The organism is Kitasatospora cystarginea (genome assembly GCF_039533515.1).
Lineage (GTDB): Bacteria > Actinomycetota > Actinomycetes > Streptomycetales > Streptomycetaceae > Kitasatospora > Kitasatospora cystarginea.
Window position 1 is genome coordinate 1 of the sequence record NZ_BAAATR010000086.1, and the last position, 11,342, is coordinate 11,342.

The 11,342-nt window shown below is 69.7% G+C and carries 12 protein-coding genes, 4 pseudogenes and 1 riboswitch; of the genes and pseudogenes, 7 read left to right on the forward strand and 9 right to left on the reverse strand.

Annotated elements, in window-relative coordinates:
* Positions 1–167: 167 nt before the first annotated feature.
* Complete coding sequence (locus ABD369_RS39115; protein ID WP_344641413.1) at positions 168–434, reverse strand: hypothetical protein; 267 nt, start codon at positions 432–434, stop codon at positions 168–170.
* 639 nt (positions 435–1,073) lie between these two features.
* Here ABD369_RS39115 and ABD369_RS39120 point away from each other — a divergent pair.
* The 3 genes from ABD369_RS39120 (at position 1,074) to ABD369_RS39130 (ending at position 3,602) form a co-directional block, all read left to right on the forward strand.
* Positions 1,074–1,970, forward strand: coding sequence for a YVTN family beta-propeller repeat protein (locus ABD369_RS39120; RefSeq protein ID WP_344641414.1), 897 nt, complete (start codon positions 1,074–1,076; stop codon positions 1,968–1,970).
* Positions 1,971–2,530: 560 nt separating this feature from the next.
* Positions 2,531–2,593, forward strand: a riboswitch (guanidine-III (ykkC-III) riboswitch).
* A 74-nt stretch (positions 2,594–2,667) separates the two neighbouring features.
* Entirely contained in the window at positions 2,668–3,120 is a 453-nt protein-coding gene (locus ABD369_RS39125) for an Ohr family peroxiredoxin (protein ID WP_344641415.1), read from the forward strand.
* 77 nt (positions 3,121–3,197) lie between these two features.
* Positions 3,198–3,602, forward strand: a complete 405-nt coding sequence (locus tag ABD369_RS39130) for a hypothetical protein (RefSeq protein ID WP_344641416.1) — start codon at positions 3,198–3,200, stop codon at positions 3,600–3,602.
* On the opposite strand, the gene ABD369_RS39135 is transcribed toward ABD369_RS39130, so the two are convergent.
* The 4 genes and pseudogenes from ABD369_RS39135 to ABD369_RS39150 form a co-directional block, all read right to left on the reverse strand.
* Complete coding sequence (locus ABD369_RS39135; RefSeq protein ID WP_344641417.1) at positions 3,544–3,948, reverse strand: hypothetical protein; 405 nt, start codon at positions 3,946–3,948, stop codon at positions 3,544–3,546. The two genes, ABD369_RS39130 and ABD369_RS39135, sit on opposite strands and share 59 nt — an antisense overlap.
* Positions 3,909–4,100: a hypothetical protein gene (locus ABD369_RS39140; RefSeq protein WP_344641418.1), complete on the reverse strand. Its 192-nt coding sequence runs from the start codon at positions 4,098–4,100 to the stop codon at positions 3,909–3,911. The genes ABD369_RS39135 and ABD369_RS39140 overlap by 40 nt, the downstream gene beginning before the upstream one ends.
* Before the next feature lie 249 nt (positions 4,101–4,349).
* Entirely contained in the window at positions 4,350–4,817 is a 468-nt protein-coding gene (locus ABD369_RS39145; RefSeq protein WP_344641419.1) for a MarR family transcriptional regulator, read from the reverse strand.
* 269 nt (positions 4,818–5,086) lie between these two features.
* A pseudogene (locus tag ABD369_RS39150) lies at positions 5,087–5,305 on the reverse strand (transposase); the annotation flags it as partial.
* Between the two features lie 151 nt (positions 5,306–5,456).
* Between ABD369_RS39150 and ABD369_RS39155 the strand changes: the two are divergent.
* Positions 5,457–5,801 carry a hypothetical protein gene (locus ABD369_RS39155; protein WP_344641420.1) on the forward strand — a complete coding sequence of 115 codons (345 nt, stop codon included), beginning with the start codon at positions 5,457–5,459 and terminating at the stop codon, positions 5,799–5,801.
* Positions 5,802–6,404: 603 nt separating this feature from the next.
* Here the strand turns inward: ABD369_RS39155 and ABD369_RS39160 are convergent.
* Positions 6,405–7,223, reverse strand: coding sequence for an MBL fold metallo-hydrolase (locus ABD369_RS39160; protein ID WP_344641421.1), 819 nt, complete (start codon positions 7,221–7,223; stop codon positions 6,405–6,407).
* Between the two features lie 114 nt (positions 7,224–7,337).
* Between ABD369_RS39160 and ABD369_RS39165 the strand changes: the two genes are divergently transcribed.
* Both ABD369_RS39165 and ABD369_RS39170 read left to right on the forward strand, forming a co-directional pair.
* Entirely contained in the window at positions 7,338–7,946 is a 609-nt protein-coding gene (locus ABD369_RS39165; RefSeq protein ID WP_344641422.1) for a helix-turn-helix domain-containing protein, read from the forward strand.
* Positions 7,947–8,382: 436 nt separating this feature from the next.
* Positions 8,383–9,064: pseudogene (locus ABD369_RS39170) on the forward strand (IS701 family transposase); the annotation flags it as partial.
* A 6-nt stretch (positions 9,065–9,070) separates the two neighbouring features.
* Here the strand turns inward: ABD369_RS39170 and ABD369_RS41480 are convergent.
* A pseudogene (locus ABD369_RS41480) lies at positions 9,071–9,313 on the reverse strand (IS5/IS1182 family transposase); the annotation flags it as partial.
* Positions 9,314–9,468: 155 nt separating this feature from the next.
* Here ABD369_RS41480 and ABD369_RS39180 point away from each other — a divergent pair.
* Positions 9,469–9,846, forward strand: a complete 378-nt coding sequence (locus tag ABD369_RS39180) for a nuclear transport factor 2 family protein (protein WP_344641423.1) — start codon at positions 9,469–9,471, stop codon at positions 9,844–9,846.
* A 72-nt stretch (positions 9,847–9,918) separates the two neighbouring features.
* Here ABD369_RS39180 and ABD369_RS39185 read toward each other — a convergent pair.
* Both ABD369_RS39185 and ABD369_RS39190 read right to left on the reverse strand, forming a co-directional pair.
* Positions 9,919–10,158, reverse strand: a pseudogene (locus ABD369_RS39185) (IS630 family transposase); the annotation flags it as partial.
* A 124-nt stretch (positions 10,159–10,282) separates the two neighbouring features.
* Positions 10,283–10,882 (reverse strand): hypothetical protein, encoded by a 600-nt coding sequence (locus ABD369_RS39190; RefSeq protein ID WP_344641424.1) that lies wholly within the window; start codon positions 10,880–10,882, stop codon positions 10,283–10,285.
* Positions 10,883–11,342: the final 460 nt, after the last annotated feature.

Below are 11,342 nucleotides of genomic sequence, written 5' to 3' on the forward strand. Positions count from 1 at the left end.
AGTCCTTGGCGACCTGACCGACCGAGCGGTCACCGCGCCGGCACAGCTCGACGATCTCGGCCTTGAACTCCGACGTGAACGAGCGGCGAGGGCGCGGCTTCTTCCCCATGCTCTCCATGATCGACATCATCCTTACCGGGACCGAAGCCCCTGATCAGGGGTGTCCGTCAAAGCGAATCAAGCCCAGCCTGCTTCGGCACGTTCCCGAAGTCGGCGCAGGCCAAGGTCTGCATCAGCTCGCGGTGGACTTGGCGGGCCTTCTTCGCCCGGGCCTTCTGGCGCTCGTCGTACGCCTCGCGGATGTCCGGGCTCTCAAGCGCGTCCAGCAGGGAGCGCCGGCCTTCACGGCCGTAGCGCCACCGAAGGTGTCGCGGGCGGACCGGTTCCCGCAGGGCCTGGCCGCGCTGGCCGTGTTCGTCGAGCGGGAAGGGCACGCGAAGGTCCCGCGCGCACAAGGAGGACGGGACGTCGCCGGGCACCTGGCTGAACAACCAGCGCGCCCGGCGGGACAAGCTCAGCGAGGAGCAGCGCGGACAGCTGGAGGGCCTGGGCGTGGCCTGGTAGGCCGTCCGGTCAGGGGTGTTGTGGCCCGGGCGGGTTGTCCTGTGACGAGTCGGGTTCGCCGCCTGGCGTGCGGCCGCGGCCCGCGTGCGGCTTCATGCCGATACACCACCGGCGGCCGCACATACTCGCCCGCAGGTCGGATCACTCGGATGAAAAGGTGTCGAACCATCATATTTCATACTGCGATGCTTACGCTGACGCGCGGTGGCCTGTGCTCTTTTGGGGTCCTGTCAGCGCGGTGGCGCAGCCGTCGCGGGCCCGGTGCGGCGTCAGAGCACGCGGCTGGGGGCACGGGTGGTGGCCGCGGTGGCGGGGCCGGCCGTGGCGGTCGCGTCTGTTCGTCATGGCACGGGCCGTTCCGGCCCCCGGGACCTGCGTCGCCACATCCTTGGGTTCTTCGAGCGAGAGGTATGGCGATGATCAGTTGTGGGAAACGACGACTGCCTGGCCCAGCGGGGCACGATGCAGGCGCTTGTCGGGCCCCGCGGTGGGCGGCACGGGCACGCGCCATGGCGGCGGGGCTGGTGCTGCTGGGGGCCGGGGCGCTGCCGGTGACGGCGGCCTCCCCGGCTCGGGCCGCGACATCCGGGACCTTCGCTTATATCGCCAACGCCGCCTCGAACACCGTATCGGTGATCAATCTGGCCACCGACACCGTGACCGCCACCATCCCCGTCGGCAGCAACCCCGAAGGGGTGGCGGTCAGCCCGGACGACACCACCGCCTACGTCACCAACATCGCCTCGAACACCGTGTCGGTGATCGACACGGCCACCGACACCGTCACCACCACCATCCCCGTCGGCACCAACCCCGACCAGGTGGCGGTCAGCCCGGACGGCACCAGCGCCTACGTCACCAACGCCGGCTCGAACACCGTGTCCGTGATCAACACCGCCACCAACACCGTCACCACCACCATCCCCGTCGGCACCAACCCCGAAGGGGTGGCGTTCACCCCGGACGGCACCACCGCCTACGTCACCAACGGCCTCGCGAACACCGTGTCCGTGATCAACACCGCCACCAACACCGTCACCACCACCATCCCCGTCGGCCTGTCGCCGTTCGCGGTGGAGTTCAGCCCGGGTGGTATCCGCGCCTACGTCACCAACACCAACTCGAGCAACGTGTCGGTGATCAACACGGCCACCGACACCGTCACCACCACCCTCTCCTCTGGCACCGCTCCCCGCGGGGTGGCCACGGCCAGGGTCCCGGTGGTGGCCACCGCCACCTGCCCCACCGGCCACGTGATCACCGGCGGCGGATACCAGCAAAGCGGCGGCGCCGTCCCACCCATCCAGGTCACCAGCCGACCCGTCGGCAACACCTGGCAAGTCCTCGCCGACAACCAGAACACCAACTACACCACCGTCACCCCCTACGCCGTCTGCGCCCCATAACCCACCCGGCTCCCGCAGCCGCCGTGCCAGCTGCGGGGCCACGGGGGCCACGGGGGCCACGGGGGCCACGGGGGCCACGGGGGCCACGGGGGCCACGGGGGCCACGGGGGCCACGGAGACACAACCACAACGGGCTTGATTCACTTTGACGGACACCCCTGGTCAGGGGCTTCGGCCCCGGTAAGGATGATGTCCATCATGGAGAGCATGGGGACACCCACCCCGGCCACCAGGGGCGCCGACGGGCGCAACACCACTCACAATCACCACCTCCAGGAGGACCACCCAGCCAACCGGGGGCGGCGGCGCGGCGAGGTGGGCAGGGGCGCAGCCCCTGCCCGAGCAGGACCCGGACCTGGCCGCCCACGACCGGGCGCGGCGGGGCCACCACGAGCACGCGGACAGCCGGCGGACAAAGGCCGGGTCCCACCCAGGCCCTACCGCTCATGCTCAACCCGACGATTCCCTCGGTGATGTCCCGGCGTCGGCGCTCCATGAGCCCGACCCGCACTGCGCTGCCTGGCCGGCTACGTTGCCTCGGCGAGGAGTGGGTATTCTGACCGGCGGCTGAGCTTCGGCCCCGGACGAGACGCGCCGTACCCGGTTATGCACGACGACGCCCCGTTGCCGCCTTGACGGCACTGGATGGCCCTTTCCGAGGTGGAGGGGGCTGGCGTCTCGCGGAGGGTAGTCCGGCATGACCGTTCCACTGACCAGGACTTTGTACACGGCCACTGCGAATGCTGTCGGCGGCCGGAACGGCACCGTCGCCACCGATGACGGGCATCTCGCGGCGCGACTGGCACCGCCGCGCAAGAGAGTGCCGGAGGCCACCGATCCCGAGCAGTTGTTCGCCGCCGGATTCGCGGCCTGCTTCGGGTCCGCGTTGGCCGAGGTAACGGGTGACAGCGGCCTGGACACGACGGCTGCTCGGGTCACCTGCCAGGTTGAGCTGGGGACGACCGCCACACCCGCCGGATACGGTCTGGCTGTGACACTGTCGGTCGCGGTACCGGGTTGGAAGGCCGATGACCTGCTTCCCTACCTGCACCGGGCCGACGCCGTCTGCCCCTACTCCCAGGCCGTGCGTGGCAACATCCCGCTGTCGATCGTGGCGCTCGATGCGGGCGGGGCCGGGGGCGACATCTGATGGAGCCGACACCGAACCGGTCCGGAACCGCGACCGCCTCGTTCGCCTGCGCCCAGAGCCGATCGGCTGCGACAGTCGTGCGCCCCCCTACGCGCGGCGGGTGGCGCCGGCTCGGCATCAGCCGCGACGGCGGCCCGCTGATCGACGAGGGCGAGGCCGTGTGGCTGCAGATCGGGGACCAGTACGCCGGATTCGCCGGCACCACGTCCTTTGACGGCGCGCAGGTCCGATTCCACCACGAGGTGGGTGAGCCTGGGGAGGACCTGGGCGCCTTGCGCTGGGACGGGGAGAACCTGGTCGAGTCCGGATCCAATCCGGACGGCAGTACGTTCCTGGAGATCTGGACACCGCTGCGCGGCTGTGAGGGCGAGGCCGGTTCCTGGCGCGCGGAGGGCTGCCAAGTGGTGCGAGTGGGAAGGCACGTCATCCATGTCGACGGCGAGGCGGGAACCTACCTGGTGGTCGGGTTGCCCAGGGCCTGAAGCCGGAGCCGGGGATCCGGTAGCGGCCCGAAACCGTGCCCGGACACGACAGTTGGAGGCCGGCCCGGTTCGCGGCGGCTTTCTCCTGGCGTTCCTCGTGCTCGTGGTAGCAGCGGCCGCCGGGGCCGCGGGTCCACTGGCCATGGAGCCCGTACTCGTAGGTGCTCTCCTGCTCGGGGACCTGGCCGCAGTCGGCACAGGCCAGGGTCGGCATCACCTCGCGGTGGTCCTGGCGGGCCTTCTTCTCGCAGGCCTTCTGGCGCAGGTCGTAGGCGGCGCGGTTGCCCGGGTTGTCCAGCGCCTCGATCAGGAAGTGCCGGCCGGGGCGGCCGAAGCGCCACCACACCGGCCCGAGGGGCCGTGCTCGGCCAGGAGTTCCAGGGTGGTCGCGAGGATGGGCACGGCGTCGTCGTACTCGTGCCAGCCGTCTCCGTCGTTGTCGTCCCGGTGCACGGTGTACCGCTGCCCGCGCCAGCACTCCGCGGACAGGTCGGCCACCGCCTGCTGCCGGTTGGCCAGGGCGACCGGTCCGGCGTCAAGGCGACCGGTCCGGCGTCGGTGACGACCAAGGCGACCGGCGGGTACCCGGTGCAGGTGTGGCCGGGCCAGGTACGGCGCCGCCAGTACACCGTCCGGTCGGTCCGCTCCTGGTCGGCAAGGGCCGGGTCGTTGTCGCGGACCTTCACACGGCCAGGACGTGCTCGGAGTAGCTGGCGCCTTGCCGTCGTACTCGAGGTGCGGTGCGCGTCAGGCGATGGTCCCGCCCGCGTTGCGGATCAGCTGCTGGAGCACCTTGACCGTGGTGATGTAGTCGGCGTCGTCGATGCCTTCGTGAAGGGCGGCGCGGATGGCGGGTGCGTTGCGTGCGAGGTCGACGCGGGCCTGCTCCCCTTCCTCGGTGAGCAAGAGCCGCTCTTCGGCGTCCCGGGCCAGCCAGCCTCGCTCCAGGAGCACCTCGGATTCGGCCGCCAGGTCGTCCTCGGCCCGGATGTAGGAGGCCATGGCGGCGCGCAGCTCGGTCAGGGTCATCCCCTGGCCGTCGGGTGAGATGTCGTTCGCCGAGAGGTTGCGGAGCAACCAGAACTGGGGCTGGGTGTAGCCCTTCTCGGCTTGCCGGGCCCGGATGTAGGAGATGAGCGCCTCGTAGGCGACACCGGTCCAGTACGCCGCGGGTCGTCCGGCGAGTTGGGCATCGGAGATCTGCTCGGTCGTCACAGGGCTCCCCCTGCTTGTCGCTCTGCTTCAACGCCCGCGCTGCGCGGGCGGTGAGGAGACCGTACGACTTGAAGTGCGCTTGAAATCAAGGGCGGAGCTCTCCTGCGGGTCATCCGCACGAAGACCACGTTGCTGAAGACGGCCGCCCGGCCAACGCTGCCCGGCAGGCGGGTGAGGTGGGTGGCCGACGTCGACTTGTGGATCGCTCGTCCGCGACAGGGCCGCGGCCTCGACGCGACCGACGGCCTCGCCCTGTGCGTGCCCTGGAGCCGCTTGAGCGCACCGTACAGGGCACCGTGGCCACGACGGTGCTCGGACGCGAGCGCCGGGTCCACCAGTGTCTTCACTGGGCCCTCGGTGCACAGCAGCGCGTCGGTCAGCTCGAGCAGCGCATCCCTCCGACCGGTCAGACAGGTGTAGAAGTCCGCTCGGAAGCGTGACAGTTCCGCGAACGGATCGCGCTGGACAGCTTGCTGCAGCACACTCATCACCAGGGCCTTCGTGTTGATTCCCTTACCTCGTCGGAGAGTTCAGGATCATGCCTAGGCCGCTCCACCGTCCGAGGAATCCCTGGACGGGTGACATCATGGATCGATCACTCGTGCGATATCTCTCGCGGAGTGCCGCGATACTGCTGCCATGAATCACACATCCCACCCGGTGGTCCGGCAGGCACCCTTTCCGTTCCCAGGGGAGCGGTTCCCGCGCGATCTCGGCGCTGTGGTGCAGCGGACCGTCGCGGAGGGGCGCATGCCGGCACTCGTCGTCATCCATGACAGTGAGGGCGACTGGCTGATCGGGGACGGCGTGAACGATCCGAACCTCCCCGATGCCAGTGGCGTGTACTGCATCGCCTGCATGACGGAGGACGATCCCTCCATCTCCGAGACAGCCAGCCTGCAACCGGGCTTCGCTGCCTATCGAGATGGGCCCGGGCTGCCCTGGACCATCGAGCCGTTCAGCTACGGAGGCGACGAAGGTTAAACGTCAAGGTCAAGGTTAGAAGCTGTTTCAGATCTCCTCCGCGGCGACGTTCCGTGACGTCCGATCGAGGGTGCGGAGGCAACGGGCCGGAGCGCCGTGGCGTTCGGGCGGCTGAGTACCGAAATTCCTTGTCAGCGACTCCGGCGAGGCTGAGTGGGTTTGCCGGGTCGTCCGGCCGCCCCCTGCGCGATGACGTGGCCGGGCGGGCGGCGCCCCGTAGGCACCGTCATCGCGGGCCCCGGCCGCACCCCGCTGTCCCCAGCTCTGGGGCACCGACGGCGGGCGAGCACGATCGCTCCGGCACCTGCGACGAGGAGCAGCGCGCCGGCGCCGATAAGGAGGGCGGTCTGCGCGCCGTCGGCCCCGAGGCGGCGAGGCTGCCGCCTCGGGCGTGCCGTGCGGGCCGACCGCTGGTGCTGGGGCGGGCGGCCGGGCCGGGGCTGGCCGAGGAAACGGGGTCTGCGGTCGGGCCCGGCCCGGGTCGTCCGGTGCACGGTGAGCCTCACTGTCGCGGTGGCGCTGCCGCCGTAGGAGTCGCCTGCGGCGTAGGTGAAGGAGTCCGTGCCGGAGTACGCGAGCACGCCCCGGAGCCGACAGGCTCGATCAGCCGATCGGTGGTGCGAGGTATTCCAGCGCATAACCGTCGCCGGAGGGGGTTACGCGGGCGATGCCGGGTGAGTCGAGGTGGGCGCCAGCTACGAAGTGGTGTGGTTGGGTCAGTTGTTCGAGGAGGGCCGCTCGCGCGGCGCTGGCCTGGGACTGGTTGCCGTCGAGCTCCCAGGACACGTTCGGCTGATCGAATTGGAGCGTGGGAACGTGAACGGTGTCGCCCCAGGCGAGAAGGTGGCCGGTGCCGCTCCTGACGTGGTAAACGGTGTGACCGGGTGTGTGGCCCGGTGTCGGGATCGCGGTGGTCCAGTCGTTGATCGCGACCTTCTCCGACACGGGTACGACGCGGTCGCGGATCGGCTCGAGCCGCCCCGTGAACACCGAGGTGTCGCCCGCGCCGATCCACACGCGCTCGAGTTTGGTGAACGCCTCTGAACCGTCCGGCGCGATGAGTCCGCTCACGTGGTCTTCGTGCTTGTGGGTGATGGCCACATCGGTGACATGCGCGCGGTCGATTCCCGCTTCGTCGAGCGCGTCGTAGATCAATCCCATGGTGGGGTCGTGCCAGGCGTTGGACGCGCCGGTGTCGATGAGAACCGACCGCGTGCCGTCGGTGACGAAGAAGGCGTTGACCGACAGCCGCAAGTTGTCGCCGGCCAGCGGGACGGCGGCCGGCAGCTCGTCGAGCGTGCGCCCATCCTCGCCGCGGAGCCGTGTCGGCGGCATGTCGATGTACCCGTCTCGCAACGAGATCACCTGCAGATCGCCGAATTCGAACGTGGCATGGTGGCGGCCACTTGAGATCAAACGCATGGAGCCCCTCCGTCGTGTCGGGCGCACATCGTACGTCTCCTAAAGGAGATCAGATCTTCTTTAGGAGAAACCCTACACTGTGGGCAGCGAGGTACCCATCGATCGAGGAGCACGGTGGTCGAGCAAGACGGAAACGCGGCCGAATCCCAGCACGGTGACGACCTGGCTGGCGCGTTCGGCGGTAACGTGCGGCGACGCCGCGAGGAGGCGGGCCTGACGCTGGAGCAGTTGTCCACCCAGTCGTCGGTCAGTCGGGCGATGCTGTCCAAGGTCGAACGCGGCGAGAAGAGCCCGACGATCGGCGTCGCGTCCAGGATCGCCCACGCGCTCGATGTCTCGCTCTCGGACCTGATCGGTGCGCCGGCTGCTGCCGCGTCCGGTGTGGCCATCGTCATGCGCAAGAACGATCGCCCCGCTTTCCGTGACCCGGAAACCGGCTTCGAGCGGCACATCGTGTCAGCGGCCCCGGGCGCGGGACGAGCCGAGATGGTCGTCCACTACCTCCCCCCGCAGGTCTCTACCGGGCTGCTGCCCGCGTATCCGCCAGGTACGGAGAAACAACTCGTGGTGCTCGAAGGCACCCTCACCGTCGCGATCGGCGGGATCAGCGAGACCCTGAACACAGGTGACTCCCTGTTCTTCCAAGCCGACGCGGACCACGGCTTCGCCAACCGAACGAACGCTCCCTGCGAATACATCATGGTCATCTCGCGCAGAACCTGATCAGCCGCCTGACGCTGTCGGGGAACTTGGAGAACGTCAGATTCACCAGTCCCCGATCTGCCCACGCAGGGTTCGTCCGGCCCGGGTGGCCACGCCCCGGCCGGTGGCGGCCGGGTGCAGCCAGTAGCCGATCTCGCGGCCAGCCAACAAGCGCCGACGATCGCGCCGTTCAGCACGATCACGTAGGTGAACTCCTCACCACTCGCCCAGCGCTTCGCGCGGCGGGCCAGGAAATCGGTGGTCTTGGCCAGGCTGTGCTCAGCGACCCAGGCCATCCACGGGCGCAGGTGCTCCAACGACTCTTCAATGACCCGCAGGAGTTCCGGAAGGTCTGTCTCGCTGTTGAAGCGGCGCAGCGTCAGGTCGTCCAGCTCGATCACCTGCTGCCCAGGTCACGACCAGCTGGTCGGCGCATCGGGGCACGAAACGATGCCGGAAGAGATGCACGCGGTCGGCCGGGGTCCAGCGCCAGTACACGGGGACTGCGGGGCGGACGGAGAACTCCCAGATCGGCACGTTCCTGGCCTACGCCTCGGCGAAGGGCCGCGCGCTGATCGACCGGGAGCTGTACCTGCCGGCCTTCGTGGACGGACGACCGCGAGCGCTGCCGGGCGGCCGGCGTGCCCGATGACGTGCCGTTCGCGACGAAGAACGAGCACTTCCGCTGGATGCTGCAGCGTGCGATCGACGCGGGGGTGCCGTTCGCGTGGGTGACCGCGGACGAGGCTTACGGGCAGGTCAAGCACCTGCGGGTCTGGCTGGAGCAACGCGGCATCGGGTATGTGCTGGCCACCAGGGTCAACGACACCGTGATCACGACACGGTGGCGTGAGGTCCGGGTCGACGAGCTGGTCGCCACGCTGCCGCGACAGGCCTGGAAGCGCCTGTCCGGCGGCAAGGGCTCCCACGGCGAGCGGGTCTACGACTGGGCCCGGGTGGCGATCCGACCGGTGTGGGAGGACGGCGTCGGGCACTGGGTCCTGGCCCGCCGCTCGGTCAGCGACCCGACCGAGCTCGCCCACTACGTGTGCTACGGACCCGTAGCCACCCGGCTGAAAGACCTGGTCAAGGTCGCCGCGGCGAGGTGGGCGGTCGAAGAGTCGTTCCAGGTCGCGAGGATCGGTCTCGCCTGCAACGGCGTCCGGGCGGGTGCGGGGCCGCCTGACCGGGGCGCGGACCTTGATCCGCTCGACCACCGGGATGAAGCGGGGGCTGTCGGCGGCCTGGCCAGGCGTGAGGACGAACGACAGTGGCCGGCAGCGGCGCTCGGCCGACAGGTGGGTCTTGGTGGTCAGCCCACCGCGCGAGCGCCCCAGCTCGGCCGCCCGGAGCCGGGTCCTGCGGCGTCGGCGGACGCGGCGGCGCTCCTCCCGTGCCGGGTCGTCGATGGGGGCGACCGTCTCCGCTAACGGGGTGTTTTGCCCCTTTCGCGAAGTCCCCTTGCTGTGATCGGGATGGTCCACCGTGATCGGAAGGCGGCTCGCGGGACGAGCGCACGCGCAACGGCTGGTATTACTGGGGCATGCAGGAAGAGACGGCACGCTCCGCGATCGACACGTTCATCTCCGCGTTTAACGCCTCGGACGACAGCTATGTGACTGCCCTGCTCTCCCAGGCCCTGACCTCAGACGTGGTCTTCTGGGGGCCGTTGGGTCGCAGCGAAGGGATCGCGGCGGTCGAGCGGTTCGTGCTGGACATCCGGCGCCACCCGGCGGGGACCGGCACGATGGCGCGCTGCTCAGCGGTGGACATGCCTGACGAGTGGGCCCGGTACCGGTGGGTCTTCACCACGCCGGATGGAGGCCCCCGCCTGGCGGGAACGGACGTCGTCCATCTGCGGCGGAGCCTCATCGACCAGGTCATCGTCTTTGCGGGGGAGATCGAACCGCCCGCCTCCTGAGTCGTCCTTCCGTCGCTGTCCTTCTCGTGAACTTGTCCCTTTCGGCACCCCGAGGCTGCGGTTCGCGGTCGGTCAGGCTGCGGCGTTGAGGAGGCGTCCGCCCCAGCGGATGCCCTTCTCGCTGCGGATGCGGGCGCGTTCCTTGCGTTGGGCGGCAAGTACGTCGGGGTGGCGGGCGTTGGCGTTGCGCCAGCGCAGGTAGCGGTGCAGTGCCTGGGTTTGCGTGGGGTGGCTGCGGTGGTGGGAGTTGGCCAGGGTGAACTGCCGCAGCGGGCCGAAGTGGGCCTCGATCGGGTTGGCCCAGGATGCGTAGGCGTCAGGAGTCGCGTCAGGAACTGCATCAGGAGTCCGAGCCGGGGCCACCGCCGCCCTACGGGCCGCACCGAGCTATTCCCCTGGTGGCAGCCGTCTACGGGCTCTGCTGGGCCACTAAAAACTAGGAGGTTTCGCCGCCTGTCTCCTCGAAGTCGCCGATCATGGTCGGGTCGTCGGCCGAGGTCGACTCGGGCCAGGGGGCGGCGCCCGTCACACCCAGGTCGGCGCGCATCGCCTCTCGGGTGGCGCGGATCAGGGGCCAGAGCGCGTGTTGCCCCTCGGCGGCCGATCGCAGCGTCTCGCCGGGCCGGGGGTTCCCCTGTTCGATGCGTTTGATCTGCCCGTACACGCGGGTCAGTGCGTCGTTCAGTTTGTTGGCCGGACCGATCACGGTGTCGGGGGCGGTCATCAGGGTCTCGGACCAGCGGTCCCGGTGGGCGTCCTTCGCCCGTTCCAGCGTCTGGACGTCCTCGTCCCCGGGCGCGCGGTCCCGCATGACGTACAGGTGGCGGCTCAGCGCCGTGGCGAACTGTCGGGCGTCCCGGTGGAGTTCGGTGTAGCACCGCCGCCGCAGTTCGCGGTTCTCGCGGCGTTCCTGGATGGCGTGGCTCATCTCCAGCTCACGCTTCTTGACCCGGTCCGCGCCGCGCTGGGTCAACAGCGCGCCGCCCAACGTGCCCGCCACACCGGTCATCGCGATCAGTACCGCCCCCACGTCCATGGGATCACCCTAGGGTCCGCCCTCAGTCGTCCTGGCGGCGGGCTGGGGAAGGGATGCCCGGGCGCAGCGGGAAACGGCCTGGCGGCCGACCAGGACGACGACCGCACAGCGCGTCACCCGGTGCGGTCGCGATCGTTGGCCAGGCCATGCACCCACGACACATCCCCAGTTCCACCACCAGGAGAAGGCCGGCCCAACCGAGCAGCACCGGCCAGGGCGCTGCACCGGATCACCGCCCGCGGCCCGGCGGCCGATACCTCGCGGCCGGCCTCCCGGACGGCGACCCCACCCAACCCCCTGTCACGGCCGCCTGTCGCGCCCCCTACTAGGCAGTGTCCTGGCGATCAGTTGAGTCGTTGATATGACTATGGGGTGTAGGAGTGATCTGACGGATGCCCAGTGGGAGCGCCTGGCGCCGCTTCTACCGGTGAGCAATGGGCGTTGTGGCAGGTGGCGGGAT

Bases quoted from the DNA above. Each gene is read 5' to 3' on its own strand.
- ABD369_RS39155 (WP_344641420.1), top strand. From the start codon at position 5,457: ATGAATCACACATCCCACCCGGTGGTCCGGCAGGCACCCTTTCCGTTC.
- ABD369_RS39125 (WP_344641415.1), top strand. From the start codon at position 2,668: ATGACCGTTCCACTGACCAGGACTTTGTACACGGCCACTGCGAATGCT.
- ABD369_RS39190 (WP_344641424.1), bottom strand. From the start codon at position 10,882: ATGGACGTGGGGGCGGTACTGATCGCGATGACCGGTGTGGCGGGCACG.
- ABD369_RS39180 (WP_344641423.1), top strand. From the start codon at position 9,469: ATGCAGGAAGAGACGGCACGCTCCGCGATCGACACGTTCATCTCCGCG.
- ABD369_RS39120 (WP_344641414.1), top strand. From the start codon at position 1,074: ATGGCGGCGGGGCTGGTGCTGCTGGGGGCCGGGGCGCTGCCGGTGACG.
- ABD369_RS39160 (WP_344641421.1), bottom strand. From the start codon at position 7,223: ATGCGTTTGATCTCAAGTGGCCGCCACCATGCCACGTTCGAATTCGGC.